Here is a 23,490-nt window from a genome sequence, read left to right on the forward strand (position 1 = left end):
TTCATTAACAACCTTGCGTATTTTAATGGTCGAAGTTTGGCATCATAACATCAACTAATTCAATTATTTACACCTGAAGAATCATTACTTAAAAGCTATTGCTGTAACATTTTTATTATTGACAGCCTTTTCTTGTACGACAGAAGTTGACGAATTTGGAGAAGATTTTGATCGAGACAAAATGGATATGTTTTTCACTAGAATTGAAGAAAAAAATTTAGGCATGGGCAGTATTTCAATTTTCAAAGATGGAAAAGAAGACTATCAAAATTCTTTTGGATTTATTGATATTGAAAATAATATGGAAGCCAATTCAGCTTCTAAATATAGAATAGCTTCCATTACAAAAACATTTACTGCAACCATTATCATGCAACTTGTTGAAGAAAATAAATTAAGCTTAGAGACTACACTTGACAACTACTTTCCAGAAATACCCAATGCCGAAATTATTACTATTGAGTATTTACTAAGACATAGAAGCGGACTTTTTAATTATACAAGTGGTGAATTCGAGGCAGGAAGAAATTTTGAATCTGCCACACGCTCAGAACTTATAGACTATTTCATAAGTAGCGGAACCATTTTTGAACCTGACGACAGGTACGAGTATTCAAATACCAATTATGTTTTATTATCTTTTATAATAGAAGATTTAGATGCCAAAACATACGACCAATCTTTAAATGATAGAATAGCTGTTCCTTTAGAACTGGTAGATACTTACAATGGTGAGGTTACTAATTCTGAAGACAATGAAGCTTTTTCATATTTTCTTGAAAATGATAATTGGACACCTATTTTAGAAACGCATTATACATTATTACAAGGCACTGGTTCAATTATATCTTCAGCTAAAGGTGTAAATATCTTTTATCAAGCTTTATTCGACGGCAAGCTAATTTCAGAAAACTCATTAAGTCTTATGACAAATATGGTAGATGGTTATGGATTTGGTCTAAATTCTCCTGCTTTCTATAATAAACAAGGATTTGGACATACTGGAAGTATTGATGGTTATAGATCATCTACAGTATACTTCCCTTCTGATGATGTCACAATAACGTATGTATCTAATGGTGTAAATATGGTACCGAATGATATTTTAATTGGTGCGCTGAGTATTTATTCTGGTTTAGATTATGACCTGCCTTAAAATAGATGAGATAACCTAACGTTTTTTGACCCAAGAATCAATACCGAATGCTTCGTTTAATTCTAGTACAAGTTGCTTTCTTTTGGCTTCATTACCACAGTCAACAGGAACCCCAACATAGATCAATCCTTTTGGATATGCCCCTTCATCATAAGTATAGCCCAATGTTTTAAGCTTTTCTATAATTGTATTTTTATTATTAGGGTCTTTAAAAACACCTACCATTGCAATACAATTTAAAGTAGCATTAGAAGTAGCTACAGGTACTGTTTTAGTAACTTCCGGTAGCTGCTCGACTTTCTTAGTTGCAGAAATTTCAGCTTCTTTTTTTTCAATAACTGGAGTCTCTATGTCTGCTATATTTTCTTCGGATGCACCTTTAGATAAACTTTGAACTTCAGTTGTTATCTCTTCTTTTAGATCGACATTTATTTCCTCTTCAAAATCAGAAACGGTAAGTATAGTATCAGAAATTACAACTGCAGTACTTTTATTATGATCGTATGCATCTTTTACCGGGATAGTTATGGGAACAAATGTATCAGAATTAGAGTATACATAGTCGCGACCTTCAGAATGATAAGAATCGGGTAGTGGTGTTTCTTCTGTAGTATCAATATCTGTGGCAGTTACAGAACTATCTTCCTCTTTATTAAACATATACATGTAAATAAATGCAGAGAAAATTGCGATTACGACAATGGCTATTACAAAATCCCATCTGCCTTCTCGGCTACTAAAAATATCTTTATCGGGGGTCATGGTTATGTGTTTGTTATGAAGTACAATTATTTACCTAAAAAAGTAAATATAACCAATCTGATGTTTATGTATATAATTTACCCTTATCTTAAGATGTTTAGGGTGAAAATTCTTTTAAAATGTAGTTCATTTAGAATGTATCATTATGCACTTACTTTCTTTCCGTAGATCTTATAATAAACCAAATCTAGAGCCCTGTGAAGTTCACTTTTTGTAAATGGCTTACTAACAAAATCAACACAGCCAAGTTCTCTAGCAACAACTTCAAATTCTTGTTTGGTAGAACTTGATATAAATGGCAAACGATCAGCGAACATTTCTAGAAAAGAGAGTCCGTTCATACCAGGCATTTCTATATCTGACATCACAACTTGTGGTTTCGCAATTTGTATATGCACCCAAGCATCATAAGAATCTTCAAAAGTAAGTACACTACGTACTAACGGATGAGTTTTGGCAAGTTTCTCTGCTAGCGACAACCAAAGATGGGAGTCATCTACGATTACTAATTCGAGCTTCATAATTTAATGAGTTTGAGTTTTGAGAGACGAAAATTACTGCTATGCCTCATTCTAGAAAATAAATTCGGATGAAAGGCTAAAAACTTGCTTGAAATGTTAAATATACATTTCAACGCCATTATAACATGAAAAACTTAATTATTGCATATCAGACTAACATGCTGGTTTAATCGATTAGTGTAATCGAATAAATCTATCAATTAATACTATTCAAACTATGCGCTCAACATTTTCCTATTTCTATTAAACCATTTAGCCAAATGTTATACATGAATAGCCATTGAATAAAAAAGATTCTTTGTACCCAACATTAGATACAAAGAATCTTTACAATATAAGTAGTATAACATTCAAAGACTACCTCAACAAACTAACCACTAATCAAAATACGATTGTAATTCCTTTTTTAAATTACTCCATTGCTTTTTATCTCCACTAATTACCTGTCCTACTTCCTTTAATTTAGAAGTTCCAAAACCAATAGCTTCTTTTATTCCAATATGAGGAGGTAAGGACAATGCTCCACTACTAACTACGGCATCTATAATAAAAGGCTTTTTACTATTCTTTGCCTGTAGTACAGCAGCATCAATATCTTTGGCATGTTCAACTCTTACACCATCTCCACCACATAATTTAGCATACTCGGCAAAATTGACATTGGTTTCATGCAATGCATCTAGACTAGCCGCTAAGCCAACTTGTTCCATTTCTAGTTTTACAAAGCTCAATTCAGAATTATTAAAGATGAGCACTTTTATAGGCAACTCATATTTAACGGCTGTTATAAAATCTTGCATCGCCATATTAAAAGCACCATCACCACTCAGACACCAAATTTCTTGTTTAGGATTAGCCATTTGTGCTCCAATTGCAGAAGGTAAGCCCACTGCCATAGAACCGTGATTAAAAGAGCCTATTAAACGTCTTTGACTATAAAAAGAAATATGATGAGCGGCCCAAATAGCAGATGTTCCTGTTTCTACCGTAAAAATGGCATCATTAGAAGCGTGTTCGTTTACTAAATCTGCAAATATCTGCGGGTGTAGAGGTTCATTTTCACGAGTAGGGGAAGCCTGCTCTTTCATGTTCTGTCTCCAGTTCTCAAAATTCTTTTTTAGCTTATCAATAAAAGTGGTATCCTCTTTTTGTTCAACTTTAGGGTTAAGGATTTCTAGGAAAGAAGAGATATCACTCCATACGCCTAAAGACACAGCGGTTCTATTACCAATATTTTCTTGGCGAATATCTACTTGAATTGTTTTTGTTTCATGTGGAAGGAAATCGATATACGGAAAATCTGTTCCCAGCATCAATAGCAAATCACACTTCATAACCGCATTATATCCAGATGGGTTTCCTATCAATCCGGTTAACCCAACTACATTATCCGTATCGTGGTCAAAAATATCACTTGCTCGAAGACTGTGGGTTATGGGTGCATTCAGTTTTTTAGATAATTCAATTACCGCAGCTCTGCTTTCTCTACATCCATCACCAGCTAATATACCCACCGTTTTAGCATTGTTCAAAAGATTGGCAGCTTCAATAACTACAGATTCCTCTGGAACTAAGCGGGAAACGTATTTTTTAATAGGATGAACAAATTGCTCGTTCTCCGCCTTCATTTCCGCTACATTTGCCGGTAGCTCAATTCTGCAAACCGCATTATTGGCCATTGCATTTTTAATGGCACGTTGTATAACCATTGGGGCTTGTTCCGGAGTTTCAATAATTGCCTGATAATCGCAAACATCGTCAAATACCTTTTTTAAATCCACCTCTTGAAAGAAACTTGTTCCTTGTTGCTTCTGATTGATTTGTCCCGTAATGGCAATCACCGGAGTACGTTCTTTTTTAGCATTATAAAGTCCGTTTATTAAATGTAGTGCCCCAGGACCAACCGTACCTGCACAAACAGCTAAGTTCTCTCTAGTTTGGCTATGTCCAAAGGCAGCAAAAGAGGCATTTCCTTCATGTTTCATTCCTATCCAATCTACTCCATCACGTTCCTCTATAGCTTTTACAAAAAAGTTAAGGGCATCACCCGTAACTCCATATACATTTTCTACGCCAACACCTTGCAAAATATCCAGTAGTTGTTCTGATACATTTTTACTCATAATAGTATTCTTTATATTTTTAAATTGGATAACTTATGCATCCGTATTCTATCTATATTCAGGATTCTCAAAATTCCAGCGTGTACCGTCATCCCATTCTTTTCTGGAGTTTCCATAAGATGGATACCCACCATTATCTTTCAACATTTTGGCTAAATGCATTAAGTTATAGCTCATAAAAGTGGTGTTCCTGTTTGTAAATTCTGAATCGAACCCAATTGGTGGATCTATACTTTCTCCGTTCCATTCCGTATCACCATAGCTAGGTCCAGGTCCAACTTTACCAATCCAACCGGCATCCGCTTGCGGCGGAATGCTATATCCTAAATGTTGTAGCGCATATAATATTCCCATAGAGCAATGTTTTACACCATCTTCATTACCGGTTACAATACAACCACCAGCTCTGCCATAGTACACGTATTGCCCTTTGTCATTTTGGTACCCACTCATAGCGTACAAACGTTCTATAAGTTTCGTAGCTATAGAAGACCGCTCTCCCAACCATATAGGGGTTCCTATGACTAGAATATCGGCAACCATTACTTTTTTATAAATAGCAGGCCAATCATCTTTATCATATCCTTCTTCGGTCATATCTGGCTGTACACCAACGGGTATATCAAAATCTGCAAGCCGTAGAATCTCTACATCTACACCTTCCGATTTCATAATCTTAGCCGAAACATCGATTAAATTACGTGTATGACTTTTAGATGGTGATTTTTTTAAGGTACAATTAATGAATATTGCTTTTAAAGCACTAAAATCTGTCTTTTTCATAATGTTCTTATTTACCTATAGTTTTTACAGTAACTACACCAAATACAAGGTGACCAATTAGCATGGCAACTAATCTCATTGGCATTGATCCGTCCATTGGTGGCATTTCTAACATCATACCCATTACCTTCATTCCTATTTGTGCTAGAATAAGGGCTACTATACCAAAAGCGATACCTTTTAACCATAAATTGGTAATACTCACATTTGGCGCAAAGACATATCCATAACCTAGAGCAAAGAGTATCCCCATCATAAAGTGCATTATCCAACCCACAACTATTGGTACGCCCATAGCGCCTGCTAATAATTTCCACGGTGCCATTTCGGGCATACCCATATGTGGTGCTATTATCATAATTATGGTCATTACCACAGTTCCTAAAATACCTGCTAATACCAATTTTGGTAATTCATTTTTCATTTAGATATTATTTTTTGCTTTTTGAAAATTTTATAGGCTATATGAATTTCTACTCATACACACCTTTCAACTTTTTAATATGAAGCTGATTATCAGTACGCAAGATATTTTGATTAACACTTAATCATTAGTGCATACCATTTTTTTATTAACGTGAATACTCTTAGTACTATTTTAATATAATGATGTTGCTATTATGTATAAGGCATATTTCAGTCATAGAACTAGCTATTTATAATGATTGACGGAATACGTTTAAAATGATTTTAAAATTTTAAAGAAGTACTTCTATTCATTTGCTTAACTTGAAATTTCTAAACAATGAATACATATTAATTAACCTAAAAACTATTCTCATCAGTAGACCAACCACCATACAAGAAGTCTTGCATCAATTAGACAGTATCATTGATAATGCTATAATTAACAATAACCGCATAGGGTATTTTGCTTATTTATATAGAAGGGTGACTGCAGAAATATTGAAAGAGGTACAATTAGGGAATTTTGAGGATAATTCCCGAATGGAAACCTTCGATGTTACTTTTGCCAATTATTACTTGGACGCTTATAATGGTTATATTAATAATCAAACAATTAGTGAATCGTGGCAATTTGCCTTTGATGCAAAAGATGATACCCTAACCATTTTACAGCATATCATGTTAGGTATCAATACCCATATAAATCTAGATTTAAGTTTAGCGGCGAGCACTGCCATGAACGGGTTAGAAATATCTGATATTGAAAAGGACTTCAACACCGTAAATTCGATACTTGGTAATATTGTAAATGAAATGCAAGACCGACTAAGTAGCGTTTCGCCTTTGCTATTTCTTTTAGACCTTGCCGGAAAAAATACAGATGAAGAAATTATCAACTTTAGTTTAAAAAAAGCTAGAGAATTCTCATGGTATAATGCCAATTTGCTTTGGGGTTTAGGCATTGATCACCAAACTAATGCCATACATGAAATGGATTTAACTGTGTTAAGATTGGGAGAATTTATTAAAAACCCTAAATCTAAAATTGTCACTTATGCACTCAAATTTATAGGCAAATTTGAAGAACAGCATGTGGGTACAGTGATTTCTAAGTTGCGACAAGAGTAGGGTAGATAGAAATTGTCTTTAGTAATTTTGTTTAATTATATAATTAAATAGTTAAACATTTTGTATCTTTATCATATTCTAAATTACTAGAAACAAACTTCAGAAACACATTGACCTTATGTTCGGAATATTCAAAAAGAAATCAGAGAAAGATAAATTACGTTCTCAATATGAAAAGCTATTAAAAGAAGCGCATTCTCTTTCTACAACAAATAGAAAAATGAGTGATCAAAAAGCTTTTGAAGCCGATGAAATTATGAAGAAGATAGAACAGTTATCTTAATTCATTTCAGCTACACACAAACATTCTGGCATAAAATAAAATGAAGATTATACACATAGCTATATTTTTATCAAGCAGTGCGTTCTTGTATTATGGTATGGAGTGCCTTTTGTCCCAAAAAATGAAAGATGAGTTCGCTAGATTTGGTTTAAAAAATCAAAGAGTTCTTACTGCATACTTGCAACTCGCAGGAGGTTTGGGATTAATAATAGGATATTTCTTTTTACCTATTTTAATATTCGTAGCTGCAGCAGGACTAACACTTCTAATGCTTTTAGGATTTGCCGTTAGAATAAAAATTAAAGACAGCACAGCAGAATCATTACCATCATTGGTTTTGGCTCTTGTAAATTTATTTATAGCAGTAAGCTACTACCAACAACTTACTGCGCTATAAATATTATAGAAAAGCAATACACAAACACAACACTAAAAATAAAGCTGCCGGAAAAGATTTAAATAAAGGATCCTTTATTTTAATATGCATCGCTATTGAACCCATTAAAAAAGCTGCCAAACCTAAAGCTGCCGGTTGCTTAACTACAGGAAACCAAATTGCAACAAGTAGCAAAATAGTGAGTGTTACCTTAAAAAAGCCAATAATGTAGCACATTTGCTTTGATAGGCCATAGACCTCAAATTCTTCAATAATCGTTTTTGCCTTTCCTCCACGCCATTTGGTTGGTTTTTTATTCTGAATTAGCCATACATTTAAAATGCTTAAGGCGACTATAATTTGAAAAATGATGATTAAATAATTCATGATTAAGATAGTTTTATAAACCAATTACCTAAATTAGTCCATACCAAAAATACTAATTTTGTTTATATTTATATAAAATTAGTTAAACAAAATTAAAGAATGAATAAACAGGATTATAAAATACATATCGTTGGTGCCGGAATTAGTGGCTTAATAGCAGCAAATGTGCTGGAAGAAAACGGATATTCTCCTGTACTAATCGAAGCTACAGATAGGGTAGGCGGTAGGGTCAAAACAGATATTGTAAATGGATATCAGTTAGACCACGGATTTCAAGTATTGTTAACCGCTTACCCTGCAGCACAAAAATATCTTGATTATAAAGCTTTAGATCTTCAAAACTTCTTACCTGGCACATCTATATTTAAAAATAAACAGCAAGAAATAATTGGTGACCCTCTAAGAGATGCTTCTCTCTTATTTTCAACACTTATTGCTAACATTGGTACCGTTGCCGATAAACTGAAAATTCTTAAACTAAATACTAAACTCAAGAAAAAATCAATAACAGATATATTTTCAGATGAAGCTAAAACGACATTTTCGTATTTGACCGATTTAGGTTTCTCTTCTGAAATAATTAATGATTTCTTCACACCTTTTTTTAGCGGAATTTTTCTTGAAGATAAACTAGAAACTTCTAGTAGAATGTTCGAGTTTGTTTATAAAATGTTCGGTGAGGGCAATGCTGCATTACCTAAAGGCGGAATTGAAGAAATTCCCAAGCAACTATTACAACAGTTAAAAAATACCACTATAAACTACCACACTGCTGTATCTTCTATTTTAGAGAATAAAATAATACTTGCTGACGGTAAAGAAATAGAAAGCGATTTTACCATTATAGCTACAGAAGCTAGTAACTTAATTCAGAACTTAAAGAATCAGGCTATAGAATGGCAAAGCTGTGATACACTATATTTTGAAACGAAACAAAGAACTATTAAAAAACCCCTAATCGGATTAATACCTGATCAAAATACTATCATCAATAATATCTTTTACCATACAAGTCTTAAAACTGCTATAAATGCTGGTAAAGAATTACTTTCTGTTACTGTTGTTGATAATCAGGGGCTATCTGGTAAATCCCTAATAGAAAAAGTACAAACGGAGTTAAAGGAACACTGTGGTATTACTTCTACTACATTTATAAAACATTACTGCATACCAAAGTCGCTACCAAAGTTGAGTGAACTACATTATGAGATTTCACCATCGGAAACACGATTAACCGAGACTATTTATCTAGCCGGCGATATTCAATTAAACGGCTCTTTAAATGCAGCTATGATTGCTGGTGAGAAAGCAGCGCTGGGTGTTCTAGAAAATTTGCAGGGCTTGTTTAAATAATTCGGTTTTGAATTTATATAGTACTGTGGTGTTCGCTCATAATTTTTTAGCAAATAAATTCTAACTTTAATATTATAGATTATTAAAAATGACCGTTCAATTATTTTTGAACGGTCATTTTATTCATTCCCTTCATAAGTATCAAGCCTCGGTGAAATCAACATTTAAAGACCCGTTCACCAATCTATTCTCATTATCTATACCGCTAAAAACACCTTCTTGGTTTCTACTATTGTTCTTTAAATAGTAACTTTTAAAATAAATATTGACCCGCTCAAGCGCTATAATTCCAGAAAAATTAAATCTAAAATTAATTACAGATCCTTTATTCAATAGCTCTATACGGTCCTTTTCTATATATACATTTTCCGTTAGAGTAACTATTTCATAATTGGATGGTAGAATTTTAAATTTCAGTTTCTCTTTAAATCCATCCGCAAAATCAAAAGTAACATTATACGTTCCCGGTATTTTACCATAAAGCGATGCATACGGACTATTACTTGACAATTCTAACGCATGCCTCGGTACTACGCTCGGGTTTACAATACGCTTATTCCTTATTTCCATAGCAATATATGGTGGTATATTAGGGTCTTTAGATTTTTGCTCCATTTCTTGTTTACTCTCACATTTCTCTAAAATAGCTCTGCCGGCAACGGTATTCGTAAACAAATCAAAGGTGCAATAGGTGCCTATCAAGTAATTTATATTTGATGGTGCTCTATGCCCCAAGTAGTAAATCTCACTAGCTCCATCAATATATCTATCCCCGGAGAGGGTATTGGTTTTAATGGTAAGGGTATCTCCTTGGCGTTTTATATTTCCATGACTATAATATTCTCTCATGGTACCGTCTTCTAGGGGATACATGAATATATGCTGAATCTTTTTCCAGTTTTTAGAAATGATACTTTGCCCTTTTAAAATGGTATTATCCTCGCCAAAGTAGTAGTTAATATAGTAATACGTAATATCCTCATCATTACTTTTAAGCAAGGTTAGTTGCTTTTCATGTTCATCTTCAGATGGTTTATGCTCCGCTAAAAATGTTCCATAATCTTTATATCCTAAAAAAAGTAAGATGATGGTTTTATAATATTGATTCAACTTTATTAATGGTTTACCTTTTTCAAAATCTCTAAACTTATCATATAGATACTTTCCATTAATAAACTCGGATCCTAATGCCTCAAAATCACTTTTTAAGCTTGGTTTATTTTCATCAAAAGCCCCATAGCCATAGAGTTGAAATGTTTTTGGTAATTGTTTAAGACCATGCTTTTTAATAAACTCATCATGTATCTTATCAATAAGAATTTTAAAATATTCTGAAGTTAAAACCAATGAACCTGAAGCAATTATCATAAATTCCTATTTTATCAATAAAATTATTAAAAATATTTTTAGTATTCAGAATTAATCATAATTAATACATGTGTTTCTACATTTAGCAAACAAACTAATATAACTGAACATGAAAAACTTACTCGTACTTATTTGTTTTCTGGTTTCTACCATTGGCTTTTCACAAACTTTGGTAACTGGTAAAATTACAGATCAAAACAGTGAACCATTACCTGGAGCTAGTATTAGCGAAAAAGGAACAACTACTGGTGTAATTTCAGATTTCAATGGAAATTTTGAAATAACGATCTCATCTAATGAAGCTGTGTTATCCATCTCATATATAGGATATGAAACTCAAGAAGTAACAGTTTCGGGACAATCTCAATTGGATATCGAATTAGCAGAAAGCGCTGTATCACTGACAGGTGTTACCGTACAAGGCTTCGCTGGTATTATGGGAAAGTCTAGAAAACGAACCGAATCTATACAAACCACTGCAGAGTCGGTAACCGCTTTAAATGCAGAAGGTATTGAAAGTGCCGGTATTACAGATATCAGTTCATTCTCTACGCTAGTACCTAACTTAAAGTTTAATTCTTCACAATCTATAGGTTTAAACTTTATTACGGTCCGTGGTATTCCACAGGTTAGGGGAGGTGATGCTCCTTTGGCTTTTGTTATTGACGGGGTTACCATTCCGGATCCTAGCTTACTTAGTCAAGACTTATATGATTTAGCCTTGGTAGAAGTGGTAAAAGGTCCACAAGGTGCGCTTTACGGTAAAAATGCTATTGGCGGTGCCGTAAATATTTACACTAAAGACCCTACCAATAAAATGAGCAATCAGATAAAACTTGGTGTTGGTAACGGTGGCTTTAAACAAGCACAGTTTATTTCTTCCGGTGCTATTGCCAAAGACAAATTGTTCTATCGCTTTTCTACTCAATACAAAGATTTTGATGGACTGTTAACCAATGAATTCTTAGACGAGAAAGTAGATTTTAGAGAAGATATTAATGTTAGAGGTCAATTAAAGGCGAAATTATCATCTAACTTTTCTATTACAGGTTCTTACCAATATTTTAATATAGATGGTGGTGCTACCTATTACTCTGTTAACCCAACGGGAACTGATGGGGAGTTTACTGGCGGTATTCTAGATCCAAATCCTGCAGATGGTAATAATGTTATTTTCTCCGATGTATTAGGGACTTCTAAAATGACAAACAATTACGGAACCCTAAAAATGGATTACAACTTAACTGGTGTTAAGTTACAGAGTATTACATCTATCAATAAAGTAAATCGTTCTACAAACGGAGATTTAGATTTCTTGGAGCTGGACGGATTAACGCAGGGTGAAGAAATTACCACTAAAACTTTTAATCAAGAGATTAGAATAAACAATGCTAAAACAGACACCAAATTTGATTGGAGTTTAGGAGGGTTTTACCAAAAAATAGAAAAAGACTTCTATCAAAATGGAACTACAGGTGTTGATTTTGGCGGTCCGTTTGAGTATGATACGGCAGACTATATCAACGAAACACAAACCATTGCCTTATTTGGTTTTGGAGATTATAAACTTACAGATAAACTAACCTTATCTGCCGGTTTCCGTTTAGATATGGACAAATTTACACAAGATGATGTATTGTTCGTTACCAACTCTGAAAGAGACAATAGCGAAATTCAGCCTAAAGTCTCATTGTCATACCAAGCGAATAAAAATGTATTGGTATACACCAACTACGGTCGTGGCTACAGAAATGGTGGTTTTAATGCACAACCAACTGATTTGTTTAACAGAGATTTTGAAGATGAAACATCAGACAATTATGAATTAGGATTTAAAACTACCTCTTGGAATGATCGCTTTATTTTAAACGGTTCTGTTTTCTATTCTAAGCTAAACAACCAACAACAATATATTTTAGACTTAACCACCTTTATTGCCGGTGTATACAATTATGACAAAAGTGAAGTTTTTGGCTTTGAGCTAGAATCTAGAGCTAGGTTATCTAATTTCTTAGATGTATTTGCCAACGTAGGTATTACAGATGCTAAAATTATAGAAGGTGGATCTACTGGAGGCGATGATGGTACATTTACCAACAACTCTGCCTATGATGGTCAAAAAACACCATTTGTACCTGTAAGTACTTTCGCAGTTGGTTTAGAATCTAGTGTAAACATTACGGACGATTTAAAATTTAATGGATTCTTAAACCTAGATACTACAGGTAAAACGTACTGGCATGAAAGTAATAGAGATGCTTTTACTACCGATGCTTATTCTCTTTTAGATGCTCGTTTAGGACTTTCATACAAAAACTGGAAGCTAGAGTTATGGGGTAAAAACCTAACGGATAAAGCATATTACCAAGAATTCTCTCCAGGAGAATTTGTAGGTAGCCCAGATGATGTTGCTTGGAGAGGGCAACCGTTAACTGTTGGAACGGCAATTTCTGTTAAGTTCTAAAAAATCTAAACCATTAATTATTTACTGATTATTATGGGCATCGTTTTAAGATGCCCTTATCATCCTATTTTAAAAAATTATTATGGAAACTAAAAGAGCTCGTTTTTCAAGAATATTAATGGAAGATATGTTTCAAGTAAAAGCTGGGGAAACCGTAGCTATTACTTCCGATCTAGGAACAGATAGAGAAACAATAGATGCCATGGCTCAAGCTGCAATGAACGCAGGTGCATTTCCATTGGTCATGTATATTCCACAGGCAAAAAAAGATGGTCAGGCGGGTATGGTAGACTGGCCTTCAGAAGCGTTAACGGCTGCATTGCTTAAAGCTGATGTTTGGATAGAGGCAAATTCTGTCGTTATTCTATATTCCGATATTTGGGAAACTGCCATGAGGGATAATAAAAAGCTTCGCTACTTGATCATTGCAGAAAGCACTATAGATTCCCTTGACCGGGTATTTACAGGCTATAAAATTGCCGATTTAAAAAAGCTATTGCTACCGTTGACCAATATGGCAAAAAAATGTAATACAGTTCGCATTACCAGTACAAACGGAACTGATGTTTCTTATGATATAGATACTAATTATACGTTTGATTATGATGATGGTGATTTCTCCATGCCAAAATTTGGTACGGCTCCAGGTTTTGTGAATATTGTGCCTAAACTAAATAGTATGAATGGTCGTATCGTGTTCGATTATTTACAGCATGCAGAGCTTTATAACAAAGTAGAATTTGTGATGAAAGACGGTGTAATCACTGAGGTAGCAGGGGATGGCGCAGCCCAATTCAAGGAATACCTTTCTTCATGGGATGATGAAAACATGTATAAAATCTCTCATAATATGCTAGGCTTAAACCCCAAAGTACATGCAATTACGGGCGAGTTGGTAGAAGACGAACGTATATGGGGAGGTGTAGATTTTGGCTTCGGACATACTAGTGCTATGGATATGCCACCTTTCGGACAGATGGCAAAATCGCATTTTGATGGTGTTGTTGCCAAAACCAGTATTTATTTTGATGACATACAAATTACCGATAATGGCGAAGTATGTCATGAAGAATTAAGACCTTTAGCAGAGAGCTTATTAAGCGCCACAAATGTCTAACACAGAAGATCAATACGCAACAACCAAAGTACAGCCCAAAGACTTCGTGTCCGGTTGGGTTGTTGCACTGATAATTGCAAGTACCGGACTCTCGGTTTCAACCTTGTTCTTGGGCTCTGAAATTGCCTTAAGCTTAGGTTTTGAAAAAGCCCTGATCGCTTTTGGTATTTCTACGTTGGTATTGACGCTTATGTGCATGGCTACCACTTTAATTGGTAATCGCTCTAGGTTATCCACTTACATGATTCTTCATTTTAGTTTTGGAGAATACGGTGCCAAAATTGTCAATTTTATCTTTGGTGTTACTTTGGTCGGTTGGTTTGCCGTTGCATTAGAACTATTGGCTATAGCCATATTCGATACCGCAGCAAGTACCTTTAGCTTTTCCGTATCAAAAGAGCTTATCATTATTGTAACCAGTCTATTCATAACCTTTACCACGGTATACGGTATCCGTAGCATTGAAAAAGTGGCTAATATATCGATCCCTATTCTAACCGCTTTTCTAGGATATATCTTTTACTTGTCCGTTGCGGAATTAGAAAGTTTCTCATCACTTTTTGACTTTGTACCTGAAGAAAATGGAATGACACTTTTTAAGGCTACTTCTATTTTAGTGGGTGCCGCTATATTGTTCCCCGTTTTAATGGCAGATTTCTCTAGATTCATTAAAACGGATAAGCAAAGTTTGGCTTCGGTATTAGGTTTAACAATTGGTACGCCGTTGGCTTATTTTCTAAGTGCCGTACCCTCCATACAAACGGGCGAGGTAGATATTATTAAAATAATGGAAGAATTCAACATGGTAATTCCTGCCTTTTTACTGTTGTTTATTTCCACATGGAGCACCAATGCAACCAACTTGTATTCGGCTAGCTTAACCTTTTCAACCATTAATAAAAAATGGACCTTTAAGAACGTTGTTATCGTATCTAGCATATTTGGCACCCTATTAGCTTTGTTCGGTTTTGCTACCTATCTTTTCGAATTTCTGGAATTTTTGGGCATTTTGGCACCCTCTATTTCTTCCATTTATTTTATTCATTTCTTTTGGATTAAAAGACAGCGCTATAACTTAGACGACATAGCCAAGTGGGAACCCTCTGCTCTAATTAGCTGGGTGTTAAGCTCATTGATTAGTGTGTTTACCTATTTAGAAGTTTTTCAGATTACAGGGGCTTATTTCCTGGATTCTTTTCTACTTGGTGCCGTAATCTATTTAGCATTTCAGTGGAAAGCGATTTTTAAACCTGCCCAGTAGTTACAACTAGGTATTCTTAAAAGCCGTTACATCCATCTATTCATGAAAATATCAGCGCTTTTAAAATTATGTTTACTTTAGCGTAAAATATACGCATAGTATGCAACAATCCATTCAACTCTCTGTAGATGCTGTAGTCTTTGGCTATGAAGCTGGTAACATTTCCATATTACTTATTAAAAGAAAGTATGAACCTTTTAAGGATAAATGGGCAATCCCTGGTGGATTTGTATTGGATGATGAGTCACTGGAAGAAGCTGTTGAACGGGAGCTTAAAGAGGAAACTGGTATAAAGATCAATTACTTAGAACAGCTGTATACTTTCGGAAAACCGAATAGAGACCCAAGGGGTAGGGTAGTGTCCATTGCTTATTTCGGATTAATTCGCCCTAATGCATTTAAAATATATGCTTCTACAGATGCAGCACAAGTACAGTGGTTTAATATAAATGAACTGCCAGAATTGTCTTTTGACCATAAGGAGATTTTAGATGCCGCTATTAAAAGACTAAAAGGTAAAATCACCTACGAACCTATAGGTTTTGAATTGCTTGATACCAAATTTCCGTTTTCAGATTTAGAGAAATTATATAGTACGCTACTAGGTAGAGAGGTAGATAGGCGCAACTTCAGAAAGAAGATTATGGGTTTAAATGTACTTGATGAACTTGATGAAAAGGTCTCTAAAGGTTCTGGTAGACCCGCCAATTTATTCCAATTCAATGAAAAAAGATACTTCCATCTTAAAGAAGAAGGTATCATATTTGAGATATAATCCGCTGTTTTTCAGATATATAATTAGTTTGCGTAAAAATAACGCATAATATTCTAGGTTAGTATCCTAATGTGTTTTACATTTGCGTCATAATAACGCAAATTATGATTTACAATTCAACAACTTCATTACCTGATAAAGCAATAGGAGAGAAGTATGTTTTCTTAGCGGGTAGTATGGATGTTAATACTACATTGAATTGGAGAACACAATGCATAGCTGCATTAGAAAATAGCCATCACATTTTTGACCCAACACATAAAGACCACGATTCATTAAACAAGTGCGAGATGGAGAATCATATTAATTGGGAACTAGATGCTTTAAACAGGGCAGATATCATCCTTCTGAATTTTCTTCCAAATGCCTCATCTCCAATATCTTTGGTAGAGTTGGGGCTATACGTGGCAAGCGATAAATTAATTGTTATTTGTCCTAAAGAATTTTATAAGAATACCTACGTTACTACTTTGTGTAAAAAATACAATACGCCTATAGTTCTTAGTACAGAAGAGGCTTTAAATACTATAAAATAAAAACCAACATTATGAACGGATTACTACTAACAGACGGATATAAAACAGGACACCACCAACAATACCCTAAAGGTACAGAAGAGGTCTATTCTAACTGGACACCCAGAAGCAATAAATATGCTCCTAAAGGTTGTGATAAAGTGCTATCATTTGGGCAACAGTATGTATTTCAATGGTTACATGATTATTTTCAGGACAACTTCTTTTCTAAGCCGAAAGCAGAAGTGTGTAATGAGCTAAAAGAAGAATTATCACTGTATTTAGGTACGGATTATGATGTTACCCATTACGAGGAATTACATGATTTACAATATTTACCAATCAGGGTAAAGTCCTTACAAGAAGGGGTAGAGGTAGACATTAGAGTACCTTTGGTTACTGTAGTGAATACCGATAAAAAGTTCTATTGGATCACCAATTTCTTAGAAACCATTTTGTCTACTATGCTATGGCAACCAATGACATCGGCATCTATTGCTTTGTTATACAAGCGTATTTTCAAAAAATGGACACTTTTAACCGATAAGGATAATTTGGCTTTTATTGATTTTCAAGGGCACGATTTTTCTATGAGAGGTATGGGCGGCTTGCAAAGTGCAATATCATCTGGTATGGGTCATGCTTCTGTATTTCTTGGATCAGATACGCTGCCGGTTATAAGTAGTTTAATGCAGAAGGTTTTGTGGTAGGTTCTGTAAATGCTACTGAACACTCCGTTATGTGTGCCGGTACTAAAGATGATGAAATAGGTACGTTTAGAGCTTTAATGAATACCTACCCAACGGGAATTCTATCGGTTGTTAGTGATACCTGGGATTTATGGAAAGTGCTTACCGAGTATCTTCCGCAATTAAAAGAAGAGGTACTTTCTAGAGATGGTAAACTTGTCATAAGACCAGATAGCGGAGACCCTGTTGATATCATTTGTGGAGAATCTGGTTCGCTAGGCAGCAACACTCCTAAAGATAAAGGGGTAGTGGAGTTACTTTGGGATATTTTTGGCGGCACCGTTAACGAACAAGGTTTTAAAGTTTTAGATAGCCATATTGGTGCTATTTATGGCGATAGCATTACTACGGAAAGAGCAGAAGATATCTGCCAGCGTTTAAGCGATAAAGGCTTTGCTACCACCAATGTAGTTCTTGGTATTGGTTCTTTTACCTACCAGTTTAATACTAGAGATACTTTTGGTTTTGCAATGAAAGCTACTTCTGTAGTGGTTGATGGTGTACGAAGAGAAATTTTCAAAGATCCTATTACTGACGACGGAATTAAAAAATCTGCAAAGGGATTGGTTAAAGTTGAATTACACGACAATGAATATGTATTGGTGGATCAAGTTACACCAGAACAAGAAAATACAGGTGAGTTACAAGTAATCTATGAGGATGGAAAATTTGTAAATCAAACGAACATTCAAGAGATAAGAGACCGTATTAACAAGAATCTTTAAAACAAAAATTATGTGGTTCGAAGAATTGACAGGATTTAAAGAAATATCACCTGAATATGTGCGTGATACTATTACTATTGATGGGCAGAATTTGATTTCTAAAGTCAATAATAAATCCTATCAATTCGGGTCTTTAGAAGTGGTTTCCTTAGAACAGTTAAGAGAACAACAACTATCACATAGCAATTCTGATACTATAAAGGTTTCTGAAATAGTAGCGGATATTCAAGGGTTACATGCCGATCCAAAAAATGAGAACGCGCTTTTTCACGCAGCATCCCAGTTTAATTTACTGGAAATGGTTGGTCCAGAAGTTTCTCCTAAAGCGGGAGTAGCTATTTATGAAAATGACTTTACCCAAGGTCCGGCATGTGCAATAGCTTGTGGTGCTGGTACCATTTATAGAAATTACTTTGCTCCGGTCAATAATCAAACAGGGCAGACAGATGGACATCAAATTGATTGTTTAGAGGATATCGGTAAGGAACTGAATAACCATGAGCTTCAATTATGGAAAATGACCAACGGTTATGCGTTGGTTAGTCTAGAAGGACTTCTTTCGATCAATAAGCAAATTGGGAGTTTTACTACCAATCAACGGGAAGCTCTCAAGGGAAAATTAAAAGTGGGAATCCAATGGAATACAGAGGTAACGCTTAATGACAAAAAGCAATTGGTATCCCAAATATACTGTTCGGCATTACCGGTTGCCTATTCTTCTATTGAATCTTACTATTGGGAGAATTTTGCGAGAATAGTTTTAGAAGCCACGTATGAGGCTACGTTGTACATTGCTATGATCAATCTTAAAAACAACAAATCAAACTCCGTATTTTTAACCTTAGTTGGTGGTGGGGCATTTGGTAACGATCTAGATTGGATACTAGAATCACTCTTTAAGGCACTTGAAAAATTTAAACATATTCCTTTAGAGGTGAATATAGTTAGCTACGGTAGATCAAACGAAATATTGAAACAGGAAATAGCTAATTTCAACAATACACTACCTCAAGGCGAATCTTAAGGGCAGTATTAAAAACAACTTTAAATTCCGGAGTACACTTCAGAATTATTAATCTCGATTATCGAATAAAAACGAACATATGAAATACGAAATAAAAAAGTTCCATGACGGACAGGTTACTGCTAAAATTGCTGAAACCGGAGATATTCATATAAAAATTAGAGGGAACAGTTATGAAGATTTATTTAGGGCTGCTTCCATAAAAGAAGCTTGGGACGCTACTAATGCAACCCATAAAACAGCTGTAGCTAAACTCACCATATTTTGCTTAATTGGTCAACGATCAGATAGGCGATTTAATAAGGGAGAATCTTTCGATCTAAAAGTGATCTGCAAATTTATAAATGACATGAAATTTGATGTTGTTTCTATTTTACATCCGCACAGTCCTATTTCGTTGGCGTTAATTGAGAATTCAGAAAAAATATCGCATGTAGACTATGTTGAAAAGGCATATAACCAAATAGGTAACCCAGTATTGGTGAGTCCAGATGCTGGTGCGTATAAAACTACCCATGAAATTGCAGAAAAGCTAAATGCAGATTTAGTGCCCTCTAATAAAGTGCGAGTAAATGGAGCTCCTGAAATTAGTATTCAGGGTGATGTAAATGGCAAAGAATGTTTAATTGTAGATGATCTTGCAGATGGTGGTAGAACCTTTAAATTTTTGGCGGAAGCTTTAAAAAAGCAAGGTGCAACCAAAGTATTTTTATATGTTACCCACGGGCAGTTTAACTATGGTTTTGACGAACTTAAAGAATCCATAGATCATATCTATTGCACCAATAGCTATAAGGATATTGAAGATGATTTTGTAACGCAATTCAAGTTAGATGGATTGTAAAATTCTACCTAATTGTAAAATGAAAAATAGCGCTTTTAAGCGCTATTTTTTTTGTGCCAAATTTTAATTAATACGAATTGTACAAATAGATTTCGATGGCTATATCAAAACGAAAATTACAGCGAACTTCTTTTGGTATTGCAACCACCAGTATCAAGAAAACTACAGCAAGAAGCATCTGATAATTAAGCAATATCAAACCTTCTCCTCATAATTAGATTCAAAAATGCGGTATTTAAAAAGACCAACGACCACTGCGCCACCAATACTGTTACCCAACAATGCTAAAAATAGAAACCAAAGGTAATCTAGGAAGCTAATATCAGCAGAATGTAGAAAGGCGCCAAACACCTCTATATTACCCACAATACTATGGTGAAATCCTCCAAAACCTATCACACCGGTTATCATAATAATCAATACCACCCGGGTAAGCGAATTCATGGTACTGTTCAACAACCAGGTCAATAGTCCCATTAACCATCCGGCAACTACGGCACTTGCTAATAGTACCCAAGAGCCTTCTTTTACTACATGAGCGCCAATTTCTACCATAGTCCCTTCGGAAAAAAGATGAAGATTCGGCGCAAGAAATCCGATGAAAACGGCAAATATATTTCCTCCAATTATGTTACCAAGAATCACCACGCCCCATACACGAAATAACTCCCAAATGCTGCGCTGACCATTTAACATTGGCAAAGCCAATACCGATGTTTGCTCGGTAAATAGGGCAGATTTTCCAAGGATAACCAATATAAATCCGACAGGGTATACTACAGCAAAAAATTTAAAAATAAGTGTGGTATCAATAGTACCGTTCAATAGATAATAAATTGCACAGATTAAAAAATAACTAAATCCAATTTCTAGTCCGGCAATTACCGCACTTAAGAACATAGCTTTATTTTTTATCTTGAAAATTTCTTCTCCTTCATGAATAACCCTACTAAGAATAACACTGTACTCGTTGTCCCCCTTAATTTCTTCAGATTTTTTCTCTAGTTCTTTCTGATGGTCTTGTTGTTCTTTTTTTTCGGTTTCCATAATAGGATGGTTCGTTTAAACTGCTTGGTAGTAATTCATATATTGCTATAAAATTGATTGGTTTAGGTCTTGTACTTTTTTAAAAATAAACAATAGTCCTAGTTCTAATTACTCCAAACAAATATTTAGATAGCTCAAAAAGAAACAAGGCACAACTAAAATATTTTTATGGTTTTGTGTGATAATATGAAGTATTGCTATACTAATAGCATAAACAAACATCTACGTCATCATGAAAACAGTAGCTAAAAAATTAGACCTTCAGAAAATCCTTATCAAATTTTATACTTGTGAGATACGTACTTTTAAGCGAATATTAGAACTAAAATAACAGCGTCAAATTAGTATTGGTTCATCTAGCATTGAAACCGTTTCACTTGATATAAGGGCGTAATTATGTTACCTTTATACTGGTGCTAGTTTATAAAAGCACACCAATAAACAGCTAGGGAATTTAGCTGGTTAAATCAATAAAACGCGTATACAAGCTTGTCATATGAAGCACATCCCATTTAAAATGTTGCTAAAGAAATCATATATCTATATCGTTTTTATCTTTTTAGGTTGTACGTCTACCAAAACAAATAATCAGAACACAAACAGTTCTAATGCCGAACCTACTATCATACAAACTCAAAACGGACCTGTTAAAGCAAAGCCTGTAATTCAAAATTTGGGTTTAGATGATCATTCATACATCAGTCTAACACCAAGCCAACCAGAATCAACGATCCATCATAAAGATTCGCTTCTACAAGAGCATAGTAATACTCAACTAAGTAGTAGTTCAGAGGAGGTCAACTTTAATAGCGATAGTCCCGTAGCGGATAGAATTGTTCAAAATTATCTGAATAGCGAAATTAAAGAGCCTGGCGGACATTGCCTTACCGTAAGTAAAACTCGGTTTGAAAAGGCATACAAAGACGTGCACGGTCATTTGCCTTATCAAGATTTTCCCGATAGCATGGCTACGGCTACATATACTTCTAAACAGGTATTTAACTTGCTTTATGTGACTGCTTCTAAACCAGATAAAAGCTGGCAAAGCCTTCCCGAAAAATATAGGGGTAAAGGTAATGCGGGTGCTATTACCTATGCCGGTATGGGAACTTTAGTTGATTCTACCGGTATTTGGGGCGGAAAATTAAAACCGGGTGCCCTTATGCAAGTCTGGCGGTATAAAGAAGATTATATAGAGGTGGTACAGGGTGCCGATGTTAAAAAACTAGATCCATACGGACATTCGTTTATTTTCATAAGTTATGTACGTGATGACAAGGGTGTTATTACCGGACTCCGGATTGCGGATCAAGGTTTTCAGAGTTACAGACCACTAGTGCCTAGAGATTATGATGTTTGGTGGGCAGTGAACTTAAGCGTTTAGCCTACACCTAAAAAGCATCATAAAACTTTAACTTTTTATATGTAATTTACTCAGTACTAATACGTTCTAATAATAGTATCTTATCCCTAAATCTATTGTAACCTATGTTTCTTTTTTCGATACTACTTTCTTTTGGCTTTTCTAATGATATCTCACCTAAAACAAATAGGGTGATGCATCATAGCACTGCTGCTGTAAGAACTTCACCTGTATCGAAATCAACTAATTTTAAGAAAGAAAAAATACTTGTACTTAACATAGCATCAGATTCTATCGCTGATTCTTATGCCAGTACTAAAGAAGATGCCAATCAACTTCGATTGCGCTTAAAAGAAGATTTACGGTTAGGTACTATTTCTATTGATCATATTAAAACAGCTTTTGCCGATCAACTGGTAGATAAAATTATACCGCACTGGTATGGTACTCCATGGAGTTTTGGCGGACATACTGCTACACCTAATGAAGGTAAAATTGCATGTGGTTATTTTATTTCAACCACGCTGCGAGATATGGGAATTAATATCAACCGCTATAAATTGGCTCAAAAATCGCCCATAGACGAAGCTAAAATGATCAGTTGTGGTTCGGTAATTACTCAAGTGGAACAAGAAACCCATGAAAAAGCATTTGAAGAGATAGATACATTAACCCAAGAGGGACTTTATTTTATAGGTTTTGATGAGGGACATGTGGGCTATCTTTTAAAACGGGAGGGCGAACTTTTCTTAATACACTCCAACTACCTTAATCCAGTGTCTGTTTGTATGGAAACTCTTAAAGAATCACGTGTTTTTAATCGTTTTACAAAATTTCATCTCGTTGCCATTTCTCATAATGATGCCTTATTACAACGCTGGTTAGACAATGGTACTGTTATGTAATTTTGCATGACTGCATCTAACTTACTTATATTATAAACATAAACCATAGCGCT

Annotated in this window: 22 protein-coding genes and 1 pseudogene; 15 read left to right on the forward strand and 8 right to left on the reverse strand. The window is 34.8% G+C overall.

The features are described from left to right. Nucleotides 1–118: 118 nt before the first annotated feature. Nucleotides 119–1,156 (forward strand): serine hydrolase domain-containing protein, encoded by a 1,038-nt coding sequence (locus tag BUC31_RS11900; RefSeq protein ID WP_073244462.1) that lies wholly within the window; start codon nt 119–121, stop codon nt 1,154–1,156. Nucleotides 1,157–1,171: 15 nt separating this feature from the next. Here BUC31_RS11900 and BUC31_RS11905 read toward each other — a convergent pair whose 3' ends face one another. From BUC31_RS11905 to BUC31_RS11925, 5 genes are all read right to left on the reverse strand, one after another. Next, nucleotides 1,172–1,918, reverse strand: coding sequence for an SPOR domain-containing protein (locus BUC31_RS11905; RefSeq protein ID WP_073244464.1), 747 nt, complete (start codon nt 1,916–1,918; stop codon nt 1,172–1,174). Between the two features lie 143 nt (nt 1,919–2,061). Continuing rightward, on the reverse strand, nt 2,062–2,439 hold the full coding sequence (locus tag BUC31_RS11910; RefSeq protein ID WP_073244466.1) for a response regulator: 378 nt from the start codon (nt 2,437–2,439) through the stop codon (nt 2,062–2,064). Between the two features lie 377 nt (nt 2,440–2,816). Beyond that, a complete protein-coding gene (locus BUC31_RS11915) occupies nt 2,817–4,562 on the reverse strand; it encodes a thiamine pyrophosphate-dependent enzyme (protein ID WP_073244468.1) in 1,746 nt (581 codons plus the stop codon). A 48-nt stretch (nt 4,563–4,610) separates the two neighbouring features. Beyond that, nucleotides 4,611–5,345 (reverse strand): flavodoxin family protein, encoded by a 735-nt coding sequence (locus BUC31_RS11920; RefSeq protein WP_073244470.1) that lies wholly within the window; start codon nt 5,343–5,345, stop codon nt 4,611–4,613. A 7-nt stretch (nt 5,346–5,352) separates the two neighbouring features. Next, complete coding sequence (locus BUC31_RS11925; RefSeq protein ID WP_073244472.1) at nt 5,353–5,769, reverse strand: DUF6789 family protein; 417 nt, start codon at nt 5,767–5,769, stop codon at nt 5,353–5,355. 305 nt (nt 5,770–6,074) lie between these two features. Between BUC31_RS11925 and BUC31_RS11930 the strand changes: the two genes are divergently transcribed. The 3 genes from BUC31_RS11930 to BUC31_RS11935 all read left to right on the forward strand — a co-directional run bounded on the left by BUC31_RS11930 (nt 6,075) and on the right by BUC31_RS11935 (nt 7,561). Further along, nucleotides 6,075–6,881 carry a DUF5995 family protein gene (locus tag BUC31_RS11930; protein ID WP_073244474.1) on the forward strand — a complete coding sequence of 269 codons (807 nt, stop codon included), beginning with the start codon at nt 6,075–6,077 and terminating at the stop codon, nt 6,879–6,881. Between the two features lie 118 nt (nt 6,882–6,999). Further along, nucleotides 7,000–7,164 carry a Lacal_2735 family protein gene (locus tag BUC31_RS20120; RefSeq protein WP_139251961.1) on the forward strand — a complete coding sequence of 55 codons (165 nt, stop codon included), beginning with the start codon at nt 7,000–7,002 and terminating at the stop codon, nt 7,162–7,164. Between the two features lie 97 nt (nt 7,165–7,261). After that, nucleotides 7,262–7,561, forward strand: coding sequence for a DoxX family protein (locus BUC31_RS11935; RefSeq protein WP_262987451.1), 300 nt, complete (start codon nt 7,262–7,264; stop codon nt 7,559–7,561). 3 nt (nt 7,562–7,564) lie between these two features. Here BUC31_RS11935 and BUC31_RS11940 read toward each other — a convergent pair whose 3' ends face one another. After that, nucleotides 7,565–7,927 carry a DoxX family protein gene (locus tag BUC31_RS11940; protein ID WP_170861957.1) on the reverse strand — a complete coding sequence of 121 codons (363 nt, stop codon included), beginning with the start codon at nt 7,925–7,927 and terminating at the stop codon, nt 7,565–7,567. A gap of 99 nt (nt 7,928–8,026) precedes the next feature. Here BUC31_RS11940 and BUC31_RS11945 point away from each other — a divergent pair, with 99 nt between their 5' ends. Next, nucleotides 8,027–9,280 carry an FAD-dependent oxidoreductase gene (locus BUC31_RS11945; protein ID WP_073244477.1) on the forward strand — a complete coding sequence of 418 codons (1,254 nt, stop codon included), beginning with the start codon at nt 8,027–8,029 and terminating at the stop codon, nt 9,278–9,280. 141 nt (nt 9,281–9,421) lie between these two features. Here BUC31_RS11945 and BUC31_RS11950 read toward each other — a convergent pair whose 3' ends face one another. Further along, nucleotides 9,422–10,648 (reverse strand): hypothetical protein, encoded by a 1,227-nt coding sequence (locus tag BUC31_RS11950; protein ID WP_073244479.1) that lies wholly within the window; start codon nt 10,646–10,648, stop codon nt 9,422–9,424. 109 nt (nt 10,649–10,757) lie between these two features. Between BUC31_RS11950 and BUC31_RS11955 the strand changes: the two genes are divergently transcribed. The 8 genes and pseudogenes from BUC31_RS11955 to BUC31_RS11990 all read left to right on the forward strand — a co-directional run bounded on the left by BUC31_RS11955 (nt 10,758) and on the right by BUC31_RS11990 (nt 20,122). After that, the gene (locus BUC31_RS11955; RefSeq protein WP_073244481.1) at nt 10,758–13,112 is read left to right on the forward strand and encodes a TonB-dependent receptor; all 2,355 of its coding nucleotides are present in this window, start codon (nt 10,758–10,760) and stop codon (nt 13,110–13,112) included. 82 nt (nt 13,113–13,194) lie between these two features. After that, nucleotides 13,195–14,229 carry a 2,5-dihydroxypyridine 5,6-dioxygenase NicX family protein gene (locus BUC31_RS11960; RefSeq protein WP_073244483.1) on the forward strand — a complete coding sequence of 345 codons (1,035 nt, stop codon included), beginning with the start codon at nt 13,195–13,197 and terminating at the stop codon, nt 14,227–14,229. After that, complete coding sequence (locus BUC31_RS11965; protein ID WP_073244484.1) at nt 14,222–15,490, forward strand: purine-cytosine permease family protein; 1,269 nt, start codon at nt 14,222–14,224, stop codon at nt 15,488–15,490. Before BUC31_RS11960 ends, BUC31_RS11965 begins: the two co-directional genes overlap by 8 nt. Before the next feature lie 100 nt (nt 15,491–15,590). Continuing rightward, the gene (locus BUC31_RS11970) at nt 15,591–16,265 is read left to right on the forward strand and encodes an NUDIX hydrolase (RefSeq protein ID WP_073244486.1); all 675 of its coding nucleotides are present in this window, start codon (nt 15,591–15,593) and stop codon (nt 16,263–16,265) included. Nucleotides 16,266–16,369: 104 nt separating this feature from the next. Next, the gene (locus tag BUC31_RS11975) at nt 16,370–16,801 is read left to right on the forward strand and encodes a nucleoside 2-deoxyribosyltransferase domain-containing protein (protein ID WP_073244488.1); all 432 of its coding nucleotides are present in this window, start codon (nt 16,370–16,372) and stop codon (nt 16,799–16,801) included. A gap of 11 nt (nt 16,802–16,812) precedes the next feature. After that, nucleotides 16,813–18,254, forward strand: a pseudogene (locus tag BUC31_RS11980) (nicotinate phosphoribosyltransferase). Between the two features lie 10 nt (nt 18,255–18,264). Continuing rightward, on the forward strand, nt 18,265–19,278 hold the full coding sequence (locus tag BUC31_RS11985) for a hypothetical protein (protein ID WP_073244489.1): 1,014 nt from the start codon (nt 18,265–18,267) through the stop codon (nt 19,276–19,278). Between the two features lie 79 nt (nt 19,279–19,357). Further along, nucleotides 19,358–20,122 carry a phosphoribosyltransferase family protein gene (locus tag BUC31_RS11990; RefSeq protein WP_073244491.1) on the forward strand — a complete coding sequence of 255 codons (765 nt, stop codon included), beginning with the start codon at nt 19,358–19,360 and terminating at the stop codon, nt 20,120–20,122. A 195-nt stretch (nt 20,123–20,317) separates the two neighbouring features. On the opposite strand, the gene BUC31_RS11995 is transcribed toward BUC31_RS11990, so the two are convergent. Next, nucleotides 20,318–21,169, reverse strand: a complete 852-nt coding sequence (locus BUC31_RS11995; protein WP_073244493.1) for a formate/nitrite transporter family protein — start codon at nt 21,167–21,169, stop codon at nt 20,318–20,320. A gap of 496 nt (nt 21,170–21,665) precedes the next feature. Between BUC31_RS11995 and BUC31_RS12000 the strand changes: the two genes are divergently transcribed. Together BUC31_RS12000 and BUC31_RS12005 are read left to right on the forward strand one after the other, a co-directional pair. Beyond that, on the forward strand, nt 21,666–22,553 hold the full coding sequence (locus BUC31_RS12000; protein ID WP_139251962.1) for a hypothetical protein: 888 nt from the start codon (nt 21,666–21,668) through the stop codon (nt 22,551–22,553). A gap of 104 nt (nt 22,554–22,657) precedes the next feature. Then, nucleotides 22,658–23,437 carry a hypothetical protein gene (locus tag BUC31_RS12005; RefSeq protein ID WP_073244496.1) on the forward strand — a complete coding sequence of 260 codons (780 nt, stop codon included), beginning with the start codon at nt 22,658–22,660 and terminating at the stop codon, nt 23,435–23,437. Nucleotides 23,438–23,490 lie beyond the last annotated feature (53 nt).

The sequence above is a fragment of the Maribacter aquivivus genome (genome assembly GCF_900142175.1).
Taxonomy (GTDB): Bacteria; Bacteroidota; Bacteroidia; order Flavobacteriales; family Flavobacteriaceae; genus Maribacter; species Maribacter aquivivus.

What these genes read in the sequence shown, in the direction of transcription:
- BUC31_RS11905 (WP_073244464.1), bottom strand. Translation starts at nt 1,918, where the DNA reads ATGACCCCCGATAAAGATATTTTTAGTAGCCGAGAAGGCAGATGGGAT.
- BUC31_RS11910 (WP_073244466.1), bottom strand. Translation starts at nt 2,439, where the DNA reads ATGAAGCTCGAATTAGTAATCGTAGATGACTCCCATCTTTGGTTGTCG.
- BUC31_RS11915 (WP_073244468.1), bottom strand. Translation starts at nt 4,562, where the DNA reads ATGAGTAAAAATGTATCAGAACAACTACTGGATATTTTGCAAGGTGTT.
- BUC31_RS11920 (WP_073244470.1), bottom strand. Translation starts at nt 5,345, where the DNA reads ATGAAAAAGACAGATTTTAGTGCTTTAAAAGCAATATTCATTAATTGT.
- BUC31_RS11925 (WP_073244472.1), bottom strand. Translation starts at nt 5,769, where the DNA reads ATGAAAAATGAATTACCAAAATTGGTATTAGCAGGTATTTTAGGAACT.
- BUC31_RS20120 (WP_139251961.1), top strand. Translation starts at nt 7,000, where the DNA reads ATGTTCGGAATATTCAAAAAGAAATCAGAGAAAGATAAATTACGTTCT.
- BUC31_RS11935 (WP_262987451.1), top strand. Translation starts at nt 7,262, where the DNA reads ATGGAGTGCCTTTTGTCCCAAAAAATGAAAGATGAGTTCGCTAGATTT.
- BUC31_RS11940 (WP_170861957.1), bottom strand. Translation starts at nt 7,927, where the DNA reads ATGAATTATTTAATCATCATTTTTCAAATTATAGTCGCCTTAAGCATT.
- BUC31_RS11945 (WP_073244477.1), top strand. Translation starts at nt 8,027, where the DNA reads ATGAATAAACAGGATTATAAAATACATATCGTTGGTGCCGGAATTAGT.
- BUC31_RS11950 (WP_073244479.1), bottom strand. Translation starts at nt 10,648, where the DNA reads ATGATAATTGCTTCAGGTTCATTGGTTTTAACTTCAGAATATTTTAAA.
- BUC31_RS11955 (WP_073244481.1), top strand. Translation starts at nt 10,758, where the DNA reads ATGAAAAACTTACTCGTACTTATTTGTTTTCTGGTTTCTACCATTGGC.
- BUC31_RS11960 (WP_073244483.1), top strand. Translation starts at nt 13,195, where the DNA reads ATGGAAACTAAAAGAGCTCGTTTTTCAAGAATATTAATGGAAGATATG.
- BUC31_RS11965 (WP_073244484.1), top strand. Translation starts at nt 14,222, where the DNA reads ATGTCTAACACAGAAGATCAATACGCAACAACCAAAGTACAGCCCAAA.
- BUC31_RS11970 (WP_073244486.1), top strand. Translation starts at nt 15,591, where the DNA reads ATGCAACAATCCATTCAACTCTCTGTAGATGCTGTAGTCTTTGGCTAT.
- BUC31_RS11975 (WP_073244488.1), top strand. Translation starts at nt 16,370, where the DNA reads ATGATTTACAATTCAACAACTTCATTACCTGATAAAGCAATAGGAGAG.
- BUC31_RS11985 (WP_073244489.1), top strand. Translation starts at nt 18,265, where the DNA reads ATGTGGTTCGAAGAATTGACAGGATTTAAAGAAATATCACCTGAATAT.
- BUC31_RS11990 (WP_073244491.1), top strand. Translation starts at nt 19,358, where the DNA reads ATGAAATACGAAATAAAAAAGTTCCATGACGGACAGGTTACTGCTAAA.
- BUC31_RS11995 (WP_073244493.1), bottom strand. Translation starts at nt 21,169, where the DNA reads ATGGAAACCGAAAAAAAAGAACAACAAGACCATCAGAAAGAACTAGAG.
- BUC31_RS12000 (WP_139251962.1), top strand. Translation starts at nt 21,666, where the DNA reads ATGAAGCACATCCCATTTAAAATGTTGCTAAAGAAATCATATATCTAT.
- BUC31_RS12005 (WP_073244496.1), top strand. Translation starts at nt 22,658, where the DNA reads ATGTTTCTTTTTTCGATACTACTTTCTTTTGGCTTTTCTAATGATATC.